This is a genomic window from Antarctobacter heliothermus (assembly GCF_002237555.1).
In the GTDB taxonomy this organism is placed as follows: domain Bacteria; phylum Pseudomonadota; class Alphaproteobacteria; order Rhodobacterales; family Rhodobacteraceae; genus Antarctobacter; species Antarctobacter heliothermus_B.
In genome coordinates, this window is record NZ_CP022540.1 from 4,446,151 (window position 1) to 4,467,267 (window position 21,117).

The 21,117-nt window shown below is 63.7% G+C and carries 24 protein-coding genes; 15 read left to right on the forward strand and 9 right to left on the reverse strand.

Features of this window, described 5'->3' with window-relative positions:
- Positions 1-34: 34 nt before the first annotated feature.
- The 4 genes from ANTHELSMS3_RS21030 to ANTHELSMS3_RS21045 are packed head-to-tail and all read right to left on the reverse strand — an operon-like array spanning position 35 to position 3,633.
- Entirely contained in the window at positions 35-1,834 is a 1,800-nt protein-coding gene (locus tag ANTHELSMS3_RS21030; protein ID WP_094036581.1) for a peptidoglycan D,D-transpeptidase FtsI family protein, read from the reverse strand.
- Complete coding sequence (gene ftsL / locus ANTHELSMS3_RS21035) at positions 1,831-2,178, reverse strand: cell division protein FtsL (protein WP_094036582.1); 348 nt, start codon at positions 2,176-2,178, stop codon at positions 1,831-1,833. The genes ANTHELSMS3_RS21030 and ftsL overlap by 4 nt, the downstream gene beginning before the upstream one ends.
- Before the next feature lies 1 nt (position 2,179).
- Positions 2,180-3,181 (reverse strand): 16S rRNA (cytosine(1402)-N(4))-methyltransferase RsmH, encoded by a 1,002-nt coding sequence (gene rsmH, locus ANTHELSMS3_RS21040; RefSeq protein WP_094036583.1) that lies wholly within the window; start codon positions 3,179-3,181, stop codon positions 2,180-2,182.
- Positions 3,181-3,633, reverse strand: a complete 453-nt coding sequence (locus tag ANTHELSMS3_RS21045; protein WP_254694800.1) for a division/cell wall cluster transcriptional repressor MraZ — start codon at positions 3,631-3,633, stop codon at positions 3,181-3,183. Before ANTHELSMS3_RS21045 ends, rsmH begins: the two co-directional genes overlap by 1 nt.
- A gap of 814 nt (positions 3,634-4,447) precedes the next feature.
- Here ANTHELSMS3_RS21045 and ANTHELSMS3_RS21050 point away from each other — a divergent pair.
- From ANTHELSMS3_RS21050 to ANTHELSMS3_RS21085, 8 genes are all read left to right on the forward strand, one after another.
- Positions 4,448-5,095 carry a MotA/TolQ/ExbB proton channel family protein gene (locus ANTHELSMS3_RS21050; protein ID WP_094036584.1) on the forward strand — a complete coding sequence of 216 codons (648 nt, stop codon included), beginning with the start codon at positions 4,448-4,450 and terminating at the stop codon, positions 5,093-5,095.
- Between the two features lie 4 nt (positions 5,096-5,099).
- A complete protein-coding gene (locus tag ANTHELSMS3_RS21055) occupies positions 5,100-5,477 on the forward strand; it encodes an ExbD/TolR family protein (protein WP_094036585.1) in 378 nt (125 codons plus the stop codon).
- Between the two features lie 4 nt (positions 5,478-5,481).
- The gene (locus tag ANTHELSMS3_RS21060; protein ID WP_094036586.1) at positions 5,482-5,886 is read left to right on the forward strand and encodes an ExbD/TolR family protein; all 405 of its coding nucleotides are present in this window, start codon (positions 5,482-5,484) and stop codon (positions 5,884-5,886) included.
- A complete protein-coding gene (locus ANTHELSMS3_RS21065; protein ID WP_094036587.1) occupies positions 5,883-6,788 on the forward strand; it encodes a hypothetical protein in 906 nt (301 codons plus the stop codon). Before ANTHELSMS3_RS21060 ends, ANTHELSMS3_RS21065 begins: the two co-directional genes overlap by 4 nt.
- Positions 6,789-6,852: 64 nt before the next feature.
- On the forward strand, positions 6,853-7,656 hold the full coding sequence (locus ANTHELSMS3_RS21070) for a TatD family hydrolase (protein ID WP_094036588.1): 804 nt from the start codon (positions 6,853-6,855) through the stop codon (positions 7,654-7,656).
- Positions 7,653-8,453: an MBL fold metallo-hydrolase gene (locus tag ANTHELSMS3_RS21075; RefSeq protein WP_094036589.1), complete on the forward strand. Its 801-nt coding sequence runs from the start codon at positions 7,653-7,655 to the stop codon at positions 8,451-8,453. Before ANTHELSMS3_RS21070 ends, ANTHELSMS3_RS21075 begins: the two co-directional genes overlap by 4 nt.
- Before the next feature lie 23 nt (positions 8,454-8,476).
- The gene (locus tag ANTHELSMS3_RS21080; protein ID WP_094036590.1) at positions 8,477-9,412 is read left to right on the forward strand and encodes an AEC family transporter; all 936 of its coding nucleotides are present in this window, start codon (positions 8,477-8,479) and stop codon (positions 9,410-9,412) included.
- A 246-nt stretch (positions 9,413-9,658) separates the two neighbouring features.
- Positions 9,659-10,582: a DMT family transporter gene (locus ANTHELSMS3_RS21085; RefSeq protein ID WP_254694801.1), complete on the forward strand. Its 924-nt coding sequence runs from the start codon at positions 9,659-9,661 to the stop codon at positions 10,580-10,582.
- A gap of 2 nt (positions 10,583-10,584) precedes the next feature.
- Here the strand turns inward: ANTHELSMS3_RS21085 and ANTHELSMS3_RS21090 are convergent, their stop codons facing one another.
- A complete protein-coding gene (locus tag ANTHELSMS3_RS21090) occupies positions 10,585-11,139 on the reverse strand; it encodes a 5-formyltetrahydrofolate cyclo-ligase (protein WP_094037280.1) in 555 nt (184 codons plus the stop codon).
- Positions 11,140-11,141: 2 nt separating this feature from the next.
- Positions 11,142-12,536, reverse strand: coding sequence for a magnesium transporter (gene mgtE / locus ANTHELSMS3_RS21095; protein WP_094036592.1), 1,395 nt, complete (start codon positions 12,534-12,536; stop codon positions 11,142-11,144).
- 110 nt (positions 12,537-12,646) lie between these two features.
- Between mgtE and guaD the strand changes: the two genes are divergently transcribed.
- Positions 12,647-13,933 carry a guanine deaminase gene (gene guaD / locus ANTHELSMS3_RS21100; RefSeq protein ID WP_094036593.1) on the forward strand — a complete coding sequence of 429 codons (1,287 nt, stop codon included), beginning with the start codon at positions 12,647-12,649 and terminating at the stop codon, positions 13,931-13,933.
- On the opposite strand, the gene ANTHELSMS3_RS21105 is transcribed toward guaD, so the two are convergent.
- The 3 genes from ANTHELSMS3_RS21105 to nthA are packed head-to-tail and all read right to left on the reverse strand — an operon-like array spanning position 13,930 to position 15,532.
- The gene (locus ANTHELSMS3_RS21105) at positions 13,930-14,244 is read right to left on the reverse strand and encodes a nitrile hydratase accessory protein (protein WP_094036594.1); all 315 of its coding nucleotides are present in this window, start codon (positions 14,242-14,244) and stop codon (positions 13,930-13,932) included. The genes guaD and ANTHELSMS3_RS21105 overlap by 4 nt on opposite strands.
- A complete protein-coding gene (gene nthB / locus ANTHELSMS3_RS21110; RefSeq protein ID WP_094036595.1) occupies positions 14,241-14,915 on the reverse strand; it encodes a nitrile hydratase subunit beta in 675 nt (224 codons plus the stop codon). The genes ANTHELSMS3_RS21105 and nthB overlap by 4 nt, the downstream gene beginning before the upstream one ends.
- Positions 14,912-15,532 (reverse strand): nitrile hydratase subunit alpha, encoded by a 621-nt coding sequence (gene nthA / locus ANTHELSMS3_RS21115; RefSeq protein ID WP_094037281.1) that lies wholly within the window; start codon positions 15,530-15,532, stop codon positions 14,912-14,914. The genes nthB and nthA overlap by 4 nt, the downstream gene beginning before the upstream one ends.
- 195 nt (positions 15,533-15,727) lie before the next feature.
- Here nthA and secG point away from each other — a divergent pair, with 195 nt between their 5' ends.
- The 6 genes from secG (at position 15,728) to ANTHELSMS3_RS21145 (ending at position 21,103) form a co-directional block, all read left to right on the forward strand.
- Positions 15,728-16,105, forward strand: coding sequence for a preprotein translocase subunit SecG (secG, locus tag ANTHELSMS3_RS21120; protein WP_094036596.1), 378 nt, complete (start codon positions 15,728-15,730; stop codon positions 16,103-16,105).
- Positions 16,106-16,327: 222 nt separating this feature from the next.
- Entirely contained in the window at positions 16,328-17,971 is a 1,644-nt protein-coding gene (locus ANTHELSMS3_RS21125) for a CTP synthase (RefSeq protein WP_094036597.1), read from the forward strand.
- 42 nt (positions 17,972-18,013) lie between these two features.
- Positions 18,014-18,931 carry a hypothetical protein gene (locus ANTHELSMS3_RS21130; RefSeq protein ID WP_094036598.1) on the forward strand — a complete coding sequence of 306 codons (918 nt, stop codon included), beginning with the start codon at positions 18,014-18,016 and terminating at the stop codon, positions 18,929-18,931.
- 307 nt (positions 18,932-19,238) lie between these two features.
- Positions 19,239-19,550 carry a DUF2628 domain-containing protein gene (locus ANTHELSMS3_RS21135; RefSeq protein WP_094036599.1) on the forward strand — a complete coding sequence of 104 codons (312 nt, stop codon included), beginning with the start codon at positions 19,239-19,241 and terminating at the stop codon, positions 19,548-19,550.
- Positions 19,551-19,814: 264 nt separating this feature from the next.
- Positions 19,815-20,597, forward strand: a complete 783-nt coding sequence (locus ANTHELSMS3_RS21140) for a 23S rRNA (adenine(2030)-N(6))-methyltransferase RlmJ (protein WP_094036600.1) — start codon at positions 19,815-19,817, stop codon at positions 20,595-20,597.
- Between the two features lie 62 nt (positions 20,598-20,659).
- Positions 20,660-21,103: a TerB family tellurite resistance protein gene (locus ANTHELSMS3_RS21145; protein WP_094036601.1), complete on the forward strand. Its 444-nt coding sequence runs from the start codon at positions 20,660-20,662 to the stop codon at positions 21,101-21,103.
- Positions 21,104-21,117: the final 14 nt, after the last annotated feature.

The window sequence follows — 21,117 nt, forward strand, 5'->3', positions numbered from 1 at the left end:
GCGGTTCCACAGGTAGCCCTGCGCCCACGCGGCCCTAGTCTGAGGCCGTCGTCAACGTCTTCTCCTGCCCCGTATCATAATCAGGACGCAAGTCCAGAAGCGGGGCAATTCGCGTGATCATCTCGGCGGCAACAGGCACAGCCGTCCAGCCAGCGGTGCGGCGCGGGGTCGATCCGGAGGTCTCGACCGGCTCATCCAGCATCACAACCAGCGCATAGCGCGGCGCATCCGTCGGGAACACCGAGGCAAATGTCGCAATCACCTTGTCCTTGTGATAGCCGCCGCCGCGTTCCTTGGGCTTTTCCGCCGTCCCGGTCTTGCCCCCGACCCGATAGCCCGGCACCTCGGCAAACGACGCGGTGCCCTTCTGCCCGATCACGACCTTGCGCAGCATCGTGCGCGCCTGTTCCGCCACCTCATCGCGCAACAGCTTGTCCCCCATGCGGGGGCCATCCTGTTTCAACAAGGTCGGCTGCACCACATGGCCGCCATTGGCAATCATCGCGTAGCCCGCCGCCAGATGCAGCGGCGAGACGGAAATCCCGTGGCCATAGGAAATGGTGACAGCCGACAGATCCGTCCACCGTTCGGGGATCAGCGGCTTGGCATTGCGGGCCTCGACGATTTCCAGAGGGGAAGGCGCGAACATGCCCAGATTTTCGTAAAAGTCCTTTTGCCGGCCCCGCCCGATCGCCATGACCAACTTGGCCGTGCCCCGGTTCGAGCTGCGCACAATCACGTCCTCGACCGTCAGCTTGCCATAGTTCTTGCCCTGAAACTCACCCACCTTGAACCCCAGCACCTCATAGGGCGGCGAAGTGTCGATCACAGTTTGCGGATGGACCAACCCCAGTTGCAGCGCCTGCGCTGCGGTGAAGATCTTGAAGGTTGAGCCGAGCTCATACAGCCCCTGCACCGCACGGTTGAACAGCGGACTGTCGCCTGCCTTTTCCCCCGCAATTGGCACGCGCGGGCGGTCGTTGGGGTCGAAATCCGGCAGGGACGCGATGGCAATCACCTCACCCGTGTAAATATCCATCAGCACACTGGCAGCACCCTTGGCGTTCAGCAGCTTCATGCCCGCATCCAGCACCTCTTCGGTGGCGGCCTGAATGGTCAGATCCAGCGACAGCGTCAGCGGCACGCCCTGCCGGGCAGGATCGCGCATTTCCGCATCAAAGTACTTTTCGATGCCCGCCGTACCGATCACCTCCGCCGCATGAACCCCCTCATCGCCAAAACTTGCGCCGCCCAAAACATGGGCCGCAATCGCGCCGTTGGGATACAGCCGCATTTCACGCGGGCCGAACAACAGACCCGGCTCCCCGATGTCATGCACTGCCTGCAACTGCTCGGGGCTCAGCTTTTTCTTGATCCAGAGGAACTTGGTCTTGGGGTTGGTAAACCGCGCCCCCAGCTTTTCGGCGTCGATGTCGGGAAAGATCGCCGCAAGCTGCTGCGCCGCACGCAGCGGATCAACCATCTGCTGTGGATGCGCATACAGGCTGTGGGTCGACATGTTGGTGGCCAGAATGCGGCCATGCCGGTCGGTGATGTCCGCCCGGGTTGCGACGATGGACGCCCCTGTCAACTGCGCGCGCGGCTCTTCGGGTTCCGACGCGGACAAGACCCCCATCCGCGCGCCCACCACGCCATAGGCACAGACGAACATGACCGCCAGCACCAGCAACCGCCCCTCGGCACGCAGTCGCAGCCGGTCACGGATCTCTTCGTGGCGCAGCCTGCGGTTCTCGCGTTCGATGACGTCGGGGTTTTCGCCATTCTGGCGGGCTTCAAGGATGCGTGCCAGCGGGCGCAGCGGCGTGCGGGTCATGGGTTTGTCGCTCCGGCAGAGGTGACATCGACGGGTTTCGTCAGATCAAGCGCCAGAGGCTGCGGATAGGCCACCTGATCAATGCTGCCAAACTGATCCGGGCGCAGCGGCAACAGCCCCAGCCGGTCAAAGTTCAGCTCTGCCAGATCGCGCAGCCGGTCGGGCCGATTCAGATAGGCCCATTCCGCACGCAGGATCGCCAGCCGTTCACGCGCGGCACCTATGTCGCGGCGCAGATCGTCCACGTTGTCCAGTTCCGCCTTGGTTCGGTAGTTTTCATAGTAGGCCCAATAGCCGGATGTGATGACGGCCATGGCCGCGAGCAGGAACAAAACACTGCGCATCTCATCGTCTCCTAGGTGTTTGTGGTGTTTGTTTCATCATTGGCATCGACAGTTCCGCCGCCTCGACCGGACGTGCGGGGATATCTGTCCGCCGCCCCACGCGCAGCTTTGCAGAGCGTGAGCGCGGGTTCTCTGCAAGTTCTTCGGCATCCGGCCCCACCGCCTTGCGCGTCAGGACCGTAAAGGGGTCCGTCGCCTCATGGGTCTGGTCGCCATAGCGGTTCACATGGGTTTTCTTGTCGCCGTGCAGTTGGAAAAAGCGCTTTACCATCCGATCCTCGACCGAATGAAAGGTCACAACCGCCAAGTGCCCGCCGGGTTTCAGCACCCGCTCAGCCGCCATAAGCCCCTGCCACAGCGCGTCATATTCGCCGTTCACCGCAATCCGCAGCGCCTGAAAGCTGCGGGTGGCGGCATGGGCCTGCCCGGGCTTGGTGCGGCCAAGCACCCGCTCAATCAACTCGGCCAGCGGCAAGGTCCGATCAAAGGGACGGTCCTGCACAATGGCACGGGCAATCCGGCGCGATTGCCTCTCTTCCCCATAGATGAACAGGATATTGGCAAGCTCGGCCTCTTCGACCGAATTGACAAGATCCGCCGCCGTCGGCCCCTCTTGCCCCATCCGCATGTCCAGCGGCCCGTCTCTCATGAACGAAAAGCCGCGTTCGGCCCGGTCCAGCTGCATCGACGACACGCCCAGATCCAGCACCACGCCATCAACGGCCTCTGCCGCCTTGTCCATCTGCGCGAAATTGCCCTGCCACAGCGACAGCCGGTCGCCGTATTCAGCCCCCCAGTCGCGCGCCATCTCATGCGCCAGCGGATCACGGTCGATGCCGATCACCTTGTCGGCCCCGGCCTCCAGCAATCCGCGCGCGTAACCGCCCGCGCCCAGCGTACCGTCGATCCAGACACCCGATACCGGGGCCACGGCCGCCAGCAAAGGGCGCAACAGCACCGGGACATGGGGTGCGCCGCCGGTTTCCGCAGCGGGCCGGGCCATCAGAGGCCCTCCAGCGCGTCCAGCAGTTCCATCGGGTCTTCGGGAAGATCCACTGCCAGTTCATCCTCTTCGATCGCATCGGTCGGCGTATAGCGATCCGCGCTCCAGATCTGGAACTTGTTCAGGCTTGCCACGGCCCAGGCCTCGGCCCCGATCCCGAACCGCGTGCGGAACCGCGCCGACAACACCAGACGCCCGGTTTCGTCCACCGTCGCGGGCGTTGCCCCCGACGAATAGATTGCCGTCAACGCCTGTTTGTCCGGTCCGGCCTTCAGCTTTTCGATGCGGGCTTCGATGCGTTCGATTTCCTCGATGGTATAGACCTCAAGGCATTTCTGCCGCGGGTCGCCTGTCACCATCACTAGGCTGGGGTTGGCATTGTCCTTGGACTCCGGATCCCAGTCAGGATCACCCGCAGCGAGGACACGGCGAAAACTGGCCGGAATGGACATCCGACCCTTGCTATCGACCTTCAGTCGATGTTCGCCTCTGAACCTCAGCCTGCGGCTCACTGCCCTCGGCCCCTTCAATCCCCCGTTTTGAAACGAAATACGGCGGGTTGATCAGCTGCCATTGATCAACCCGCCGCTGGACCCGCTATGCGGGTGTCTCCGACTGCGCGCGCCACCTGGGGGGATGTCTGCTCGCCCGCGCGCCGGATCCTTGTGTCACGATGAGAGCGTGCGCCTGTATGAAACCTGCTCTTATTATTATTTGAGTTCAGTGCCGGGTCTTGGATGCCCTTGCTGCCGTTCTCATCGTGTGAACTATGAATGACATGGGAGACGATGGTATTCAATAGTTTTTTGTGGGAAATCGGTGAACTGGGCGGTAGTCAGGCCCAGAGAAATAAGGCAAAATCCAGTCATCTCGGCCGATCCGGCGCAGACCTAGCGAAACACGACCCCCGCGCACACAACATATAGACGCAGGCATGAGCGATAAAAAAATCCCATTCAGGACCACAAAATCCCCGCCAATGCCACTCAAACCGCTTGGTGGTGCCGCCCGATACCTGCCTTGTGCCGCAATCCTGGGTCCGAATCATCTGAAATCGGTGCGAATCCGGGTGAATCGGCAGTGTTCCGCCCGCAAACCCCGCCTCTTCTCTGGTTCGGACCATCAAATCCCAAATCCTGTCCCATCCCGTCCCAAATCGGACCGCCCCAATGCCCGTATCGCGGCGCAAAACCCGCACTCGCACCAAACGCCGTTTCATGAGATCACTAAACAAGGCACCCTCTCCCCCACGCGGAAGGCCCCCCAATGCTGAGCACAATCCCCCAGTTCCTCGATCGCGGCGGCCCGGCGCTCTGGGCTATCGCTGTCCTGTCGGTCCTGACGCTAAGCCTCGTTCTGTGGAAACTCTGGCAGATGTTCCGCAGGGGCACATGGAAACGCGAAGGCGCAGAGACCGCGCTACGGTTCTGGGGTCAGGGACAGACCACACTGGCGATGTCCCATATCTCTTTTGATCCCGCCCCCCGCGCCCGCGTCGTACAGGCCGCCATGCAAGCACGCCTGTCGATCCCCGAGGACGACGCCCGCGAAGAGGCCGCACGCCAGGCCCGCGCCGTGCTGAATGAGACCCGGCTTGGCCTGCGGATGCTGGACCTTGTTGTCACCATCGCCCCATTGCTGGGCCTGCTGGGCACTGTACTGGGCATGATCGATGCCTTTCAGGCCCTGCAAGACAGCGGCCAGCAGGCTGACCCCGCCGCGCTGGCGGGCGGCATCTGGGCGGCGCTGCTGACCACCGCTGCCGGCATGGCCGTGGCGATCCCGGCCAGTGTCATGTTGTCAATCTTTGACGGCATGGCAGACCGGCTGGCGCATGATCTGGAGGATCTGGTCACCCGCGTCTTCACAACCCCCTGGGCCTATGCCGAGGAAGAAGAGGAGCCATCAGCCTGATCCCATGCTGAACCTGCCCACCTCTCCGCGCCGCCGCCGCCCCAGCCTGACCCCGATGATCGACGTGGTCTTTCTGCTGCTGGTCTTCTTTATGCTGGTGGCGCGCTTTGGTGGCACCGATGGCATTTCCCTGCTGCTCTCCGCACCCGGAGAGGAAACCCCCTATTCTGGCCCGCCCCGCCTTGTATCGGTTCTGCCAGACGGGCTTGCCCTGAACGGCCAGACCGTTTCGGACCTACCTGCGGCCCTCGCCCCGCTCATGACCACGCAGGACGATCTCATTGTCATCCGCCCTGTCCCCGGCACCGGCGTCGCGCGTCTGGTCGAAGTGCTGAACACGCTGCGCGAGGCTGGTTTTGCGCGCCTTGCCGTGGTGGAATAGCGGCATGGCCCGTGTCCCTCTCAGCACGCCCCGCCGGTTCTGGCCCGGTCCGCCCAAGGCGCGGGCAGAACCCGTTGTGCCGATGATCAATGTGGTCTTCCTGCTGTTGATCTTCTTTCTGATGACCGCGCAATTCGCCGATCCCGGCAGCGCGGGGCGCAGCAAGCTGTCGGTCGAGGAGGCTCCCGGCCCGATGCGCTCGGTCCTGATCCTTGCGCCCTCCGGGCTGGTGTCCTTTGGCACTCTGCGCGGAGAGGCCGCCATCACCGCCGCCGCCGGGGCTGGCCCCGTGCGCTTGCAGACCGACGGGCAAACGGACGCCGCCGCCTTGGCGCGTCTTCTGACGTCGCTGGCGCAGGCGGGCGCGGGGCGGGTTGATCTTGTGACCACCGGAAAGGCGGCGCAATGACCCGCGTGCGACTGTTAGAGGCGTTGGTCTGTCTGGTGCTGGCGCTGGCAGTACATCTGGCGATCCTTGCGGTACTGGCCCGGCCACAGGCAGACGCACCCGACCCGGCGCTGGCCCTGTCGCCGGTCACACCCGGTCTAGGCGATCTCGTTGCCGCATGGGACCGCGCGCCAGAGACCGGCTTACCCGACACCCCTTCCGCGCCGGTGGCCGAGGACGCGCCTACCCCGCCAAAGGCACTGCCCGCAGCGCCGGTGCGCGTCAAAGCCCCGCCGCCGCCCGTGACGCCTGTCGCCCCGACAGTACTGCCTGTGCCCGACCTCACGCCGCGCCCGCGTCCGGTGGCGGCGGGCGATGTCCCTGCCGTCCTGGCGCGCCCGGCACCCTTTGCCGCAACCGAATTGTTGACCGCTCGCGCCACGTTGCAAACCGCGCCCATGGCCGCCCGCACCCCCGGCGGGCCCCTTGCCGCCCCGGCCCAAGGCGCGCTGCCGCAGATCGATACGACCCCGGCAGCCCCGCCGCCACCGCCCGCGCCCTCAGTTCCAGAGGTTGTGTTGCCGGAAACCGTGGTGCCGGAGGAAACCGTGCCAGCGATCGTGCTGCCAGAGGTGACTGTGACCCCGGAACCAGCCCCCCCGCCGCCCCCAGCGGCACCCGCGCCACAGCCGCAGCCGCAGCCGGATCCAACACCGCAACCCGATCCCGTACCACAACCCGATCAAGCCCCCACCCCGGACACCGCGTCTCCGGGCCCTGAAATCCCCGACCCCGAGCGCGGCCCACCCACGGCCCAAGCGCCCGAATCCTCGCTGCGCCCCATCGCGCGCGATCCCGGTTTCCGCCCGGATCCGTTCACCCTGCGCCCGGTTGCCCGCCCCGCAGGACTGGGTGCGCCCTAGTCGCCGCCGCCGTCTTGACCCTCCCCGCCCCATCCTAGATACCACCGGCAACCAAGGAGCCGTCATGACCGTTCCCGCCATTACAGACAGCCATTGCCACCTCGATTTTCCGGACTTTGATCAGGAACGCCCAGAGGTCATCAGCCGCGCCCTTGAGGCCGGAGTGCACCGCATGGTCACCATCTGCACCCGACTGCGAAATGAACCCCAGGTGCGCGCCATCGCCGAGGCGAACGCCCCCGTCTTTTATGCCGCAGGCACCCACCCAATGTCCGCCGCGGAAGAGCCGCTGGCGACGGTGGATCAACTGGTGACCCTTGCCAAACACCCCAAATTCGTAGGCATCGGTGAGAGCGGACTTGACTATCACTACACCGCTGAAAGCGCCGAGATCCAAAAGCAAAGCCTGCGTATCCATATCGAGGCCGCGCAGGACACCGGCCTGCCGCTGATCATCCACGCCCGCGCGGCGGATGACGACATGGCCCGCATCCTGACCGAAAGCTACCGCGCGCAGCCTTATACCTGTGTCATGCACTGCTTTTCCTCCAGTGCTGAACTGGGGCGCGCGGCGCTTGATCTTGGGTTCTACCTGTCGATGTCCGGCATCACCGCCTTCCCCAAATCGCAAGAGCTGCGCGATATCTTTGCCGCCGCCCCTGTCGAGCGCATTCTGGTCGAAACCGACAGCCCCTACCTCGCCCCGCCGCCGCATCGCGGCAAACGCAATGAGCCCGCCTACGTCGCCCACACCGCGCGCAAGGGTGCCGAGGTCTTTGGCCTCAGCTATGAGGATTTCGCTGCCCAGACAGAGGCCAACTTTGACCGGCTCTTTGTCAAGACCGCCGCGACGGAGACCGCCCTATGAGCGGTGAGCTGCGCTTTACCATCCTTGGCTGCGGATCATCAGGGGGCGTGCCGCGCCTTGGCGGTCACTGGGGCGCATGCGATCCGCAAAACCCCAAGAACCGCCGCCGCCGCTGTTCCATGCTGGTGGAACGTGAAACCGAGGCAGGCACCACAACCGTCCTGATCGACACCTCACCTGATATGCGCGAACAGCTGCTGGACGCCGGGGTGGGCAAGCTGGACGCCGTAGTCTGGACCCATGCCCACGCAGACCATACCCACGGGCTGGACGACCTGCGCCAGGTCGTCTTCAACACGCGCGAGCGGCTGAACGTCTGGGCGGACGGCGACACCCAAAGCGACCTGCTGTCGCGCTTTGCCTATGCCTTTGTGCAACCCGAAGGCTCTCCCTATCCGCCGATCCTGAACCTTCACACAATCAAGGGTCCCTTTTCGATCGACGGTGCAGGCGGCCCGATCATCCTGACCCCGTTCGAAGTCAACCACGGCAGTATCGAGGCGCTGGGGTTCCGCATCGGCGATCTGGCCTACCTGCCGGACGTGGCAACCATCCCCGATGACGTCTGGCCGCAACTGGAAAATCTGGACTGCTGGGTGCTGGACGCGCTGCGCCGCAAACCACATCCGACCCACGCACACCTTGCGCTGTCGCTGGAATGGATCGCGCGCGCGCAACCGCGCCGCGCCGTACTGACCAATATGCACATAGACCTCGACTATGCCGAACTCGATGCAGAGACCGCCGCGAATATCACTCCGGCCTATGACGGCATGGTCCTGCGCTATGACATCTGACATAGCCCGAAAAACCCGCTGATATGCAGGCGCTTTTGGAGGTCGTCCTGCCAGTCTTTCTGGTCATCGCCGCCGGATACGGCGCAGTCTGGAAAGGCTGGTTTTCGGACGCCGCCGTCGACGGGCTGATCACCTTTGCCCAGAATTTTGCCATCCCCTGTATGCTGTTCCGCGCCATCTGGACGCTGGAACTGGGCGATGATTTCAACCCCTGGCTGCTGGTGAGTTATTACACCGGGTCGGCCACCTGCTTTACCGCCGGGTTGCTGGGCGCGCGCTATCTGTTCAAGCGCGACTGGGAGGATGCGGTAACCATCGGGTTCTGCTGCCTGTTCGCCAACACGGTGGTGATCGGCCTGGCCCTGACCGAACGCGCCTATGGCAGCGACGCCCTGCAAGCCAACTATGTGATTGTCGCGCTGCATTCGCCGTTCTGCTATGGCGTCGGCATCACCGCGATGGAGATTGTCCGCGCCCGATCTGCCGGGATTTCGAACCGGGCGCTGCCGGGCAAGGTCGGTCGGGCGATGTTCCGCAACGCCATGGTGATCGGCATCGGTCTGGGGATGTTTGCCAATCTCGCCGACCTGTCCCTGCCCACAGTCGCCACAGACGCGCTGGACATGATGATCCGCACCGCCCTGCCCGCAGCGCTGTTCGGCATGGGCGGCGTCCTTTGCCGCTACAGGCCGCGGGGAGACGGTCGGGTGATCGCCTATATCTGCGTGATCTCGCTGGTGTTGCATCCCACCATCACATGGACACTGGGCACGATCACCAACCTGTCGGTCGAGGCGTTGCGCTCTGCGGTGCTGACCGCCGCCATGGCGCCGGGATTCAATGTCTATGTCTTTGCCAACATGTACGGACGGGCGCGGCGGGTGGCGGCCTCGGCGGTGTTGATCACCACGGCGCTGTCGATAATCACCGCGTGGATGTGGCTGTCCGTGCTGCCCTGACGGCGGCGTCGAGTGGGATCGCCCCACCTGTGATGGCAGCCTGCCCGGGCATGGAATCTGGTGCCTTGAAGAGTTTGTCCTTTCATCGCGACCGATGCCAAAGTTCGATAGGTGACAGGGGGCGCTGCCCCCGTCTCCCTGCGGTCGCCTCCCCCGGGATATTTTTGGACAGAAGAAACCGGGGCGATCCGCTTTGACATTTAAGTGCGGCGCAGGTCATGTGGCGCGACACATCTGTGAGGTTTCATGTCCCCCCCATCCGAGCGCACCACCCTTGGCATTCTTTTCATGCTGGCCTTTTGCGCGTTTGCGCCCGTGATGGACGCGATGGCCAAGGCCACGCCCGAGGTGGTGCCGGTGTCGCAGATCCTTGTCTATCGCTTTGCCATTCAGGTAGCGATCCTGTTGCCGCTGGCCGGGTTTCTGGGGCACAGCCTGCGCATGTCGCTGCGAGATGTCTGGCTGCATCTGGCGCGAGCGGCGGCGCTGGTGGCAGCGACGGGATGTTTCTTTACCGCGCTGCGTTACATGCCGATCGCGGATGCGATTTCGATCTTTTTTGTCGAACCGTTTGTGCTGATCCTTATGGGGGCGGTGTTTCTGGCAGAGCCGGTGGGCTGGCGTCGTCTGACCGCCTGCGCCGTGGGGTTTGGCGGGGCCTTGTTGGTGATCCGACCCAGCTTTTCCGATCTGGGGCCGGTGGCGTTTCTGCCCTTGGTCACGGCGGCGCTGTTTTCGATCTACATGCTGATGACGCGCGCCATGGCGCGGCGGCTGCATCCGCTGGTCTTGCAGGGGCACACGGCACTGGCGGCGACCTTGCTGATCCTGCCGCCGCTGCTGATCTTCAACGGCACTGGCAACCTTTATTTCGATCCGGTCTGGCCCGAAGGGCGCGCGGTCTGGACGCTGTTGGGGGTTGGCGTGGTGGCGACGGTCTCACATCTGTTCCTGACTTATGCGTTGCGGCTTGCGCCTGCGGGCACCATCGCGCCGTTGCAGTATCTGGAAATCGTGGGGGCCACGGTGATCGGCTATCTGGCGTTTGGCGACTTCCCCACGCCGCTGACATGGGTCGGCATTGCGATCATCGTCGCCTCTGGTCTGTATGTGTTCGAGCGCGAGCGGCGGCTGGAATTGCGCGCCAAGCCACCCGCGCCGCCGATCTGAGGTCAGGGTTTGGGTGTGATGACCTCGGATTCGGTGACGATCATGTCCAATGGTTGATCCGTAGGTTCCAGCGGCAGATCGATGTCCTCTTGCGCGGAGAAGGCAAATCCGATGGCCAAGGTTGGCCGTTTGGCGCGCAGCATCTCCAGCGTTCGGTCGTAGAACCCGCCGCCATAGCCCAGCCGCCCGCCGCTGCGTGAAAAGGCGATCAGCGGCACGATCAGTACCTCTGGTTCGAGAAACTCGGCCGGGTCGGGGATCATCACCTTGAACGCGCCCTCAACCAGCGTGCAGTCCGGCTCCCACCGGGCGAACTTCAGCGGCGTCGCCTTGGCCATGATCACCGGCACGCCGACGGGGCCGTGGGCTGCGGCCTCTGCCATGGCCGGGACCGGGTCGATTTCCGTGCGGATCGGCAGAAACCCCGATACAGGCACCCCGCGGTAGCCGGCCAGCACCTCGCTCAGCTTGCCCGCGGCACCGGGCCTTTGGGTGTCAAACGCCTGCTGGCGGCGGGCAAAGCCCGCCTTGCGTGCCGCCGCCTTGCGCGCGGCCAGCGTCACAACAGCACCAAGACGGCCAGCCCGAGGAAGGCGAAGAAGCCGACCACATCGGTCACCGTCGTCACAAAGGCGCCCGAGGCCAGCGCCGGGTCCACCCCGGCCTTTTCAAGGATCACCGGTATCGCGATCCCGGCCAGCCCGGCGACCACCAGATTGACCACCATGGCCACCGCGATCACACCGCCCAGTTGCAGCGACCCGAACCAGACGATGCCGACAATCCCCATGATCACCGCAAAGGCGATCCCGTTGATCAGCCCCACCGCGACCTCACGCCGGATCACCCGCCAGATGTTCGACCCGGTCAAATCCTTGGTCGCCAGCGCACGCACCGCCACGGTCAGCGACTGGGTGCCTGCGTTGCCGCCCATCGAGGCGACAATCGGCATCAGCACCGCCAGCGCCACAACCTGCGTGATCGCCTCTTCGAACTGCGAGATCACAAGCGAGGCCATGACAGCCGTCAACAGGTTCACTGCCAGCCAGGGAAAGCGCCGCTTGGTGGTTTCGATCACCTTGTCCGACAGGCGGCTTTCGCCGTCCACACCGGCCAGCCGCAGGATGTCTTCTTCGTTTTCCTCGTCCAGCACCGCCATGGCGTCGTCGATGGTGATCACCCCCACCAGCCGCTCATTGTCATCCACCACCGGGGCGGAAATCAGGTGGTACTGGTTGAAGGCATAGGCCACCTCTCCCTCATCCCGTGTCACCGGGATGGTGTGAAAGGTGTCCTCGACGATGGATTTCAGCAGAACGTCGCGCCGCGACGACATGATCTTGCCCAGCGTCACGTTGCCAACCGGGCGCAACTTAGGGTCTACCAGAATCACATGATAGAACTGCTCCGGCAGATGCTCCGAACTGCGCATATAATCGATGGCGTCGCCCACGCTCCAGTATTCCGGGGCCATGACCACCTCGCGCTGCATCAGACGCCCGGCTGAGAACTCCGGATAGGCCAGCGACTGGCGCACCGCCGCCGCATCCCCGGCCTCCAGCGCGTCAAGGATGGCGTCCTGCTGCGCAGTCTCCAGATCCTCGACCAGATCGACCACGTCGTCGGTGTCCAGTTCGCGCACCGCCTCGGCCAGTGTCTGCGGCGTCAGCGCGGCAATCACCTCTTCGCGCAACGCCTCGTCGAGTTCCGACAGGATCTCGCCGTCGATCTCCTTGTCGTAGAGCCGGATCAGCCGACCGCGATCAAAGGCGTTGATCTGTTCCAGAAGGTCGGCGATGTCCGCCGCGTGCAGCGGCTCCATCAGCTCTGTCAGCTGGGCGCGATCCTCGACATCCACCGCATAGAGGATCGCCGACACGGCCTTGCGGTCGAGGGCATAGGCGTCGTCGCGCTCGGGCGCCTCGGTGGTGTCTGCCTCCAGGTCTTCGGCCATGGTTTTTCGCCCTCACACTGCTTCGCTTAGACAATAAGTCATGCACAGAGCGGGCAACAGGGGGGCATCAGAGATTTACCTTTTCCGAAAGCCCCCCTAGGCTTTGCTGCATGAGCAAACAGCACTTGCACCTTGGTCAGACGCTGACCTTTTCCGGCGACCCGTTTCACGACGGGCTCGACACCGCGCGCCACAGCCGTGACGGCGCGCTGGTGGTTGAGGATGGCATGATCGCCGCCGTGGGAGAGGCCGAGGATCTGCGCACAGGTGACTACGCCAGCGTGACCGATCATGGCGCGTCCCTGCTGCTGCCCGGCTTTGTCGATGCGCACGCCCATTATCCCCAGACCGCCATGATCGCCAGTTGGGGCAAACGGCTGATCGACTGGCTGAACACCTATACCTTTCCAGAGGAAATGCGCTTTGGCGATCCGGCCTATGCGGCAGAGATCGCCGGGCGGTATCTGGACCTGTTGCTGGCCAACGGCACCACCACCGTGTGCAGCTATTGCACCATCCACCCCTCCTCCGTCGATGCCTTGTTTGAGGCGGCCCGCGCCCGCGGCATGCGCGTGCTGGGCGGCAAGACCTGCATGGACCGCAACGCGCCAGAGGGGCTGCGCGACACCGCACAGCGCGCCTATGACGACAGCAAGGCGCTGCTGACCCGCTGGCACGGGCAGGATCGCCTTTCCTACGTCATCACACCGCGCTTTTCACCCACCTCGTCGCCTGCGCAGCTACAGGCGCTGGGGACACTGTGGGCCGAACACCCCGATTGCCTGATGCAGACCCATCTCAGCGAACAGGTGGACGAAATCGCTTGGGTGAAATCGCTGTTCCCCGAGGCGCGCGATTACCTTGATACCTATGAGCAGGCGGGGCTACTGGGGGCCAACGGCCTTTACGGTCATGCCATCCACCTTGAACCGCGAGAGGCGCACCGCCTGCAAGAGGTCGGTGCCGCGCTGATCCATTGCCCGACTTCGAACACGTTTATCGGGTCGGGCCTGTTCGACATGGACGGGCTGACCCGTGACAACCAGCGCATCGGGCTGGCCACTGACACCGGCGGCGGGTCGTCGTTTTCCATGATGCGCAGCATGGCGGCAGCCTATGAGATCGCCCAGTTGCGCGGCCGCGCGCTGCACCCGGCGGAACTGATCTGGCTGGCGACAGAGGGATCCGCCCGTGCGCTGCGGCTGGATCACCGGATTGGCACGCTGGCACCGGGGACAGAGGCGGATTTCATCGCGCTGGACCTTGCCTCGACCCCTGCCATCGCCCAACGCAATGCACGCGCGGGCGACATCTGGGAATCACTCTTTCCCACCATCATGATGGGCGATGACCGCGCCATCGCCGCCACCTATGTGGCGGGCCAGCGCGTCGTCTAACCGTCAATCCGTACCGGCGCGCCGTGCGGCGTTGACAGATAGGCGTGCGCCCACTCTTGGCGCAGCGCCTCCAGATCCCCGGCTCCGGCAATCCCTTTCGCGGTGCAGATCCGTTCCAGCGCGACCACCCAAGCGTGGAAATAATCATCGCCGCCGTCCAGATCTTTGGCCTTGCCATGCTCTGCCAGAACCGCACCAAAAACCTGCGTCCATTCCGGCCATGTAAACGCGCCGCCCGCCTCCAGCGAAACGGCTATGGCAAAGGCCTCGGCGTGCCATGGTGCCTCAAACACCGGCGCGGGCGCGCTCATGCCACAGGCTCCAGATAGCTTTCCCACAGATCGCAACTGACCGTGTCGCCGGGGGCCTCCGCCCTGCCCCACGCCTCTGCCGCATCAAAGACAACCGTATACAGCGGTTCTGGCTGCTCACCTTGGTCATGCGCGTTGGCATCCGGAAAGACGTGGCAGCCGTGCAGCAGTTCAACCGTTCCCACCAGCCCCGCCGCATAGCCCGGCAGGCGGGTATGCCCGCCATCGACCATCACGTTGCGCGTCGGGTGACGCGTCCGCACCCTGTCGCCTTTGGCGAAACGTGGCGCAGCGCCGTCCCGCGACGCCGGTCCGCCCCGCGCCAAAACGCCCGCCACCGCCTCGGGCTTCAACCGCCTGTCTGTCAGCGTCGAGGCCGCAGGTATCGCCCCCGCCAATTCCGCCCGCGTGACAACGCCGCGCATCACCAGCAGATCGGCCAACCCCGCCAGCCACTTTTCATAGTAGGAAAACGCCATGTAATCGCCGGGCGACAGACATTCCCGCGCGTGCCGCGAAACGTCCAGATTCCACTGCCCCAACGCCCCCGCCGCCAGCGTCAGGGCCAGCGCCTGCGCGTGCCACTCTTGTGCAAAGATCGGATCGTCCTCGGACCCGGGCACCACCGGCCCATCGCCAAACCGCCCGCCCATGTCATGCACCCGGCTCATGTGGGGGCCGCCACCAGCGCGGTGCCGATCATCGCATCGCGGCTGACCAAAGCCGCCAAAGCCGCCTCATCCATGCTGCCCGTGCCCTCGGGCCGCATCGGCAGCACCAGATACCGCACCTCAGCGGTCGAATCCCAGACCCGCACCCGCGTGGCGTCGGGCAAGGTCACGCCGAACTCCGCCAATACGGCGCGCGGTTCGCGTACCGCCCGCGCCCGGTAGGCATCGGATTTGTACCACCCCGGCGGAATCCCCAGCAAAGGCCACGGGTAACATGAACACAGCGTGCAAACGACCATATTGTGTTGCTCGGGCGTGTTCTCCACCGCCACCATATGCTCGCCTTGCCGCCCGGCGAATCCCATCTCCGCGACCGCCGCCGTCGCATCCGCCAACAGCCGCGCACGAAAATCCGCATCCACCCAGGCCCGCGCGACCACCGCCGCGCCGTTGCGTGGCCCCACCTTGTGCGCATAGGTCTCAATGATCTCATCCAGCGCCGCCGGATCGACCAACCCCTTGCGGGTCAACAAGGTCTCCAGCGCCTTGACCCGCAAAGCGGGCTCTGGTGGCAACAGGCTGTGGGGCGGGGCATCGTCTGCATGATCATGGGGCATGGCAGCACCATGCCCCTCCGATGCCCCCGAAACAATCCCCGACAAGCGAGCCTCACGGCCCAACGGATGGCGGGTGGGCGCCTTTGGCCGCAGGCCAAACAGAGCCTCCCGCCAGCCGCCAAACAGTTTCGCGCCTTGCACCGACCGGCACCTTCCCCTAAATGACCTCGAAACCGATCAAAAGACGCAGGCCCCATGGAAAACGTTATCCTCATCGTACACCTTCTTCTGGCTCTTGGCCTGATCGGTGTCGTGCTTCTCCAGCGCAGCGAAGGCGGCGGTCTGGGGATCGGAGGTGGCGGCGGCAGCATGAGCCAACGCGCCCCGCTGACCGCTCTGGGAAAACTGACCTGGATCCTCGCCGTGGCCTTCATCGTGACCTCGATCACGTTGACCATCATCTCGGCACGCAATGCATCGGGCACGTCGATCCTTGACCGGCTTGGCACCTCCGCGCCCGCAGGGGCCGACGCGCCGACCCCGGGCCTCGATGGCCTCGACCCCAGCTTGCTGCTTCCGCCGCCCGCCAGCGACACCGATCCGGACGCCCCGCTGGTCCCGCGCGCCGACTGACAAACACCCCACTAGGGTTTGCACCATCTCCCCCAACCGCAACAGCATCTTGCGGTTGGCTGGACAAATCGTTCCGAATCCGCTATCGGTTTAATCCCGTGATGCTGCTGCCATTCTGGCAGCGGGAGAACATGAATTGGCACCGCCCGGACCATCTGTCCGGACCACCGGCGTCAGGTCGCAATACGCCGATACGACAGGCATAATCACGGGATCGCCCACATGGCACGCTTCATCTTCATCACTGGCGGCGTTGTGTCTTCGCTTGGCAAAGGGTTGGCCTCGGCGGCCCTTGGGTCACTGCTTCAGGCGCGTGGCTTTTCCGTCCGCCTGCGCAAGCTGGACCCCTACCTGAACGTCGACCCCGGCACCATGTCGCCCTTTGAACACGGCGAGGTCTTTGTCACCGACGACGGCGCCGAAACCGATCTGGACCTTGGCCATTACGAACGCTTCACCGGCGTCCCCGCGCGCAAGACCGACTCGATTTCCTCGGGCCGCGTCTACACCAACGTGCTGGAAAAAGAGCGCCGCGGCGACTACCTCGGCAAAACCATTCAGGTGATCCCGCACGTCACCGACGAGATCAAGAACTTCATCTCCATCGGTGAGGATGAAGTCGACTTCATGCTCTGCGAAATCGGCGGCACCGTCGGCGACATCGAGGGCCTGCCGTTCTTTGAGGCGATCCGCCAGTTCAGTCAAGACAAGCCGCGCGGCCAGTGTATCTTCATGCACCTGACCCTGTTGCCCTTCATCAAGGCCAGCGGTGAGCTGAAGACCAAGCCGACGCAGCACTCGGTCAAGGAACTCCGCTCTATCGGTCTGGCCCCCGACATCCTCGTCTGCCGGTCAGAGGGGCCGATCCCGCAGAAAGAACGCGAAAAACTCGCCCTCTTCTGCAACGTCCGCCCTGACAGCGTGATCGCCGCGCAGGATCTGTCGTCGATCTACGACGCCCCGCTGGCCTATCACCGCGAAGGTATGGATCAGGCCGTGCTCGACGCCTTTCAGATCAGCCCGGCGCCCAAGCCCGACCTGACCAAGTGGGAAGACGTCTCTGACCGCATCCACAACCCCGAAGGCAACGTCACCGTCGCCATCGTCGGCAAATACGTCCAGCTTGAAGACGCCTACAAAAGCATCGCAGAGGCGCTGACCCACGGCGGCATGGCCAACCGGGTCAAGGTCAACGTGGAATGGGTCGATGCCGAAACGTTTGAGGGCGAAGACCCCGCCCCCTACCTTGAGAAATACGACGCCATCCTCGTCCCCGGCGGCTTTGGCGAGCGCGGCACAGAGGGCAAGATCAAGGCCGCGCAATTCGCCCGCGAACATAAGGTGCCCTATCTGGGCATCTGCCTTGGCATGCAGATGGCGGTGATCGAGGCAGCGCGCAACGTCGCCGGCGTCGCCAAGGCGGGCTCCGAGGAATTCGACCACGAATCCGGCGAAAAGCGTTTTGAACCGGTGGTGTATCACCTCAAGGAATGGGTGCAGGGCAACGAAAAGGTCAACCGCCGCCCCGACGATGCCAAAGGCGGCACCATGCGCCTTGGCGCCTATGACGCGGTGCTGAAAGAAGGCTCCAAGGTGGCCGAGGTTTACGGCACAACCGCCATCGACGAACGCCACCGCCACCGCTACGAGGTCGACATCAAGTACAAGGATCAGCTAGAGACCTGCGGGCTGGTCTTCTCCGGCATGTCCCCCGACGGTCGCCTGCCAGAGATCGTCGAATGGCCCGACCACCCGTGGTTCATCGGCGTCCAGTTCCACCCCGAGCTAAAGTCGAAACCCTTTGACCCGCATCCGTTGTTCCGCGATTTTGTGCGGGCGGCGAAGGACGTTAGTCGGTTGGTGTGACACTGGGCGGCCTATTTGCATGGGAAAACGGCAGGCCACGGGATGACACGTCTATATCTGCATATCGGAACGCCCAAGTCAGGCAGCACGACGATACAGAACTTCTTGTTAGCGAATGAAGCGGCCCTGCCGTTTCGGTCAGTCAAGGCGTTCGGTGGCCTTACTGCTACCAAGCTGCGCTATTCGATCGACAATGCCCGGTCTCGCGCCTCCTATGCCAACAGCTGGCGCTACGCCAAGTTGCCCCAGTTCAAGGACATCACCAAAGGCATCTGGGAAGCGGCCCAATCCGAAGTGTCCGCAACGCCCGATGACCATCGACCGTTTTTGATTAGTGGCGAACAATTCTATTGGTTTTTCGACAAGGACAGCGACGCCATCAATGGCCTCCACGCGTCTCTTGCAAATCTGTTCGACGAAATTACGGTCCTGCTCTATCTGCGCCCACAGGTCGGCTTCGTTAAAAGCCTCTATAGCCAACAGGTCAAAGGCCAGACACGATCCACCGTGAGCTACAAGGATTTCGTGTCGGATCGCGATGGTCTGGCTGATCTCTGTGATTACTCCGGTCGTACCGATCTTTGGGCAGAGGCTTTCGGGGACCGAAACCTGCGGGTGATCCCGGTGAATCCAAACAACTACCCGAACGGCAATCTTGTGGTCGACTTCCTGACCAGGGTCGATGCAGAAGATCCGGGCCTCTTGCGCTTGGCACAAGAACATCCGCGCTCCAACGTGTCTCCCACGTTCTTTCAGTTGAACCTTATGCGGCGCGGAAACCAACTGGGCCTTGGCCGCAAATTCCTCCGGCGTTGGCTTATTTCTGGTCTGACGCGGAAGTTGGGGGCTGAAAAATTTCCTGACACCTACGATCGCCTGATCCGCGATGTCAGCCGCGACGGGAACAGGAAACTGAATGCCGGATATCTCCGTGACTTCCCGGTGAAACTCCCCGAGTGACATGGGCCACGCGCCGTCTCGGCAAAGCAGGTCATACCAAAGGCATGCTTTCAGCATGATGCTGGCGCGGCGGCCTTCGGCCTTGGCTCCGCGCCCGGGGCTTCGCGCTTCATCCGAGGATAGATCGGCGCGCAACGCCCCACCCCCGCCCCAAACGACCGAGTCCCTCACCACAACCGGCGCACCGCTTAACACCCGATAAAAACCACCCCACGCCCCCGCAATGATGAACTGAAATTTGTCGACATTACGGAATTGCAGAACCTCCGAACCTGCGCAAACCTAAGCGAGTTCAATGAGGTAGCCTATGACAGACACAACTTCCACCGACCGCGTACACCGTCTCCAGAAAGAGGCCGTCGCCAACAAGGCCGAGGCTGACGTGCTCGCGGACACCTTCGACGATTCAACCGGTGTAAGCTGGCTTTGGGCCTTCCTGTTCGGCCCGATCTATTTCGCCGTTCATGGCTTTTGGGGCCGCGCGCTGCTCGTTTTTCTGCTCAATTTTCTGATTATCGGGTTTTTCGTATCGCCCTTCCTTGCGTACCCCGCATGGCGCGACCGCGCGCAAAAGAAGGCGGATAAGATGCTGATGGTCGACAGCGTCCGGCGCAGCTGACCTCCAAACCCCTGCGCCGTCACGCCATGGGAAATCCCCCCCTGCGTGGCGGCCACAACAGCCGTGATCTGCCCGTCAACCAAGCGGCAGAGGGATCAAATCCCCGCGCGGCGCACCGCTCAATCCCTAATCAAAGGTAAAATCGTCTCTGTAACCCATTGATTTTACATACCGCACATGCTGTCCACATGTGGACAGCCCTCATCGCCCCTTGCCAAGCGCAAGCCCCTTGCCAGCGCCCCGCCAAGGCCTTAGGCGACGATCATGCTGTCATATCAACACGCCTATCACGCCGGAAACCTCGCCGATGTCCACAAACACGCGGTCCTCGGGTGGTGCCTCGATTACCTGACCCGCAAGCCCAAGCCGCTGACCTATATCGAAACCCACGCGGGCCGGGGCCTTTATGATCTCTCAGGCACCGAGTCGCTGAAGACAGGTGAGGCCGCCAAGGGGATTTCCCTTGCCTCCGCATGGTTCGCCCCCGATCATCCCTATGCCCGCGCGCTGGCGCAGGTACAGGCCACCCACGGCCCAACCGCCTACCCCGGCTCCCCCCTCATCGCCCAGACCCTGCTGCGCGAGACCGACAGGCTCCACCTCGCCGACCTTCACCCGCAGGAGAACGCGGCCCTGAAACAGGCCGTGCGCGCGCCAAATACGCGGGTCTACCTTGAGGACGGCTTTGCCCTGATCCAAAGCCTGTGCCCCCCCGATCCCCGCCGGGGTCTGCTGCTGATCGACCCCAGTTGGGAGGTCAAAACCGACTACGCCACTGTCCCCAAGACGATGGCGCAGGTCGCGCGCAAGTGGAACGTCGGCGTGATGATCCTTTGGTATCCGCTGCTGACAGACGCCCCCCACGCCCCCATGCTGCGCGCCTTGCAGGACCATTTCCCCGATGGGCTGCGCCATGAGGTCACCTTTCCCCCGGCCCGGGACGGCCACCGGATGACCGGCTCCGGCCTGTTCATCGTGAACCCGCCCTGGGGGTTGGACGAGGCGTCAAAAACACTGTCGGATCAATTCGCAAAACTGGCCACTTGAGGCGCGTGACGCGCTAGCGTTGTCCGTGCTACCCATCTGCCAAATCACGCGGAGCGCCGCCTATGTTCGACCGATTGAAAGCCTTTTTCCACCACGGCCCCCCTAAGCCGGAGCCATTGCCGGAACCCGACGCCAAACTGGCGCTGGGAACGCTGCTTGTCCGGGTGGCGCGGGCCGACAACACCTATCTTTTCGAGGAAATCAGCCAGATCGACCGCACCTTGTCGAAGGCATTTGGCCTTAACCCTGTCGAGGCGGCCAAGATGCGGGCCACCTGTGAACGGCTGGCCCATGAGATCACCGATGACGCCCGCATGTCTGCGCTGATCCGGGAAAACGTCGACTACGCCCACCGGGTCGAGACGGTGCAGGCGTTGTGGCAAGTGGCCTGGGCCGACGGAATCACCGACGCCCGAGAAGCGGCGCTTGTTCAGCTTGTCGAAGACGCACTTGGCGTGGCCAGCGCCGACAACGAGGCCGCGCGCAGCGCCGCCGTAATCCCCTGAGGGTTTGTACCCGC

Excerpts from the sequence above, each read along its gene's own strand:
- nthB (WP_094036595.1), bottom strand. The coding sequence starts at position 14,915 with ATGAGCCGGGTGCATGACATGGGCGGGCGGTTTGGCGATGGGCCGGTG.
- ANTHELSMS3_RS21130 (WP_094036598.1), top strand. The coding sequence starts at position 18,014 with ATGACACGTCTATATCTGCATATCGGAACGCCCAAGTCAGGCAGCACG.
- ANTHELSMS3_RS21075 (WP_094036589.1), top strand. The coding sequence starts at position 7,653 with ATGAGCGGTGAGCTGCGCTTTACCATCCTTGGCTGCGGATCATCAGGG.
- ANTHELSMS3_RS21060 (WP_094036586.1), top strand. The coding sequence starts at position 5,482 with ATGGCCCGTGTCCCTCTCAGCACGCCCCGCCGGTTCTGGCCCGGTCCG.
- ANTHELSMS3_RS21045 (WP_254694800.1), bottom strand. The coding sequence starts at position 3,633 with ATGTCCATTCCGGCCAGTTTTCGCCGTGTCCTCGCTGCGGGTGATCCT.
- rsmH (WP_094036583.1), bottom strand. The coding sequence starts at position 3,181 with ATGGCCCGGCCCGCTGCGGAAACCGGCGGCGCACCCCATGTCCCGGTG.
- ANTHELSMS3_RS21030 (WP_094036581.1), bottom strand. The coding sequence starts at position 1,834 with ATGACCCGCACGCCGCTGCGCCCGCTGGCACGCATCCTTGAAGCCCGC.
- ANTHELSMS3_RS21050 (WP_094036584.1), top strand. The coding sequence starts at position 4,448 with ATGCTGAGCACAATCCCCCAGTTCCTCGATCGCGGCGGCCCGGCGCTC.
- guaD (WP_094036593.1), top strand. The coding sequence starts at position 12,647 with ATGAGCAAACAGCACTTGCACCTTGGTCAGACGCTGACCTTTTCCGGC.
- ANTHELSMS3_RS21065 (WP_094036587.1), top strand. The coding sequence starts at position 5,883 with ATGACCCGCGTGCGACTGTTAGAGGCGTTGGTCTGTCTGGTGCTGGCG.
- secG (WP_094036596.1), top strand. The coding sequence starts at position 15,728 with ATGGAAAACGTTATCCTCATCGTACACCTTCTTCTGGCTCTTGGCCTG.
- nthA (WP_094037281.1), bottom strand. The coding sequence starts at position 15,532 with ATGCCCCATGATCATGCAGACGATGCCCCGCCCCACAGCCTGTTGCCA.
- ANTHELSMS3_RS21135 (WP_094036599.1), top strand. The coding sequence starts at position 19,239 with ATGACAGACACAACTTCCACCGACCGCGTACACCGTCTCCAGAAAGAG.
- ANTHELSMS3_RS21055 (WP_094036585.1), top strand. The coding sequence starts at position 5,100 with ATGCTGAACCTGCCCACCTCTCCGCGCCGCCGCCGCCCCAGCCTGACC.
- ANTHELSMS3_RS21070 (WP_094036588.1), top strand. The coding sequence starts at position 6,853 with ATGACCGTTCCCGCCATTACAGACAGCCATTGCCACCTCGATTTTCCG.
- ANTHELSMS3_RS21080 (WP_094036590.1), top strand. The coding sequence starts at position 8,477 with ATGCAGGCGCTTTTGGAGGTCGTCCTGCCAGTCTTTCTGGTCATCGCC.
- mgtE (WP_094036592.1), bottom strand. The coding sequence starts at position 12,536 with ATGGCCGAAGACCTGGAGGCAGACACCACCGAGGCGCCCGAGCGCGAC.
- ANTHELSMS3_RS21140 (WP_094036600.1), top strand. The coding sequence starts at position 19,815 with ATGCTGTCATATCAACACGCCTATCACGCCGGAAACCTCGCCGATGTC.
- ANTHELSMS3_RS21145 (WP_094036601.1), top strand. The coding sequence starts at position 20,660 with ATGTTCGACCGATTGAAAGCCTTTTTCCACCACGGCCCCCCTAAGCCG.
- ftsL (WP_094036582.1), bottom strand. The coding sequence starts at position 2,178 with ATGCGCAGTGTTTTGTTCCTGCTCGCGGCCATGGCCGTCATCACATCC.
- ANTHELSMS3_RS21085 (WP_254694801.1), top strand. The coding sequence starts at position 9,659 with ATGTCCCCCCCATCCGAGCGCACCACCCTTGGCATTCTTTTCATGCTG.
- ANTHELSMS3_RS21125 (WP_094036597.1), top strand. The coding sequence starts at position 16,328 with ATGGCACGCTTCATCTTCATCACTGGCGGCGTTGTGTCTTCGCTTGGC.
- ANTHELSMS3_RS21105 (WP_094036594.1), bottom strand. The coding sequence starts at position 14,244 with ATGAGCGCGCCCGCGCCGGTGTTTGAGGCACCATGGCACGCCGAGGCC.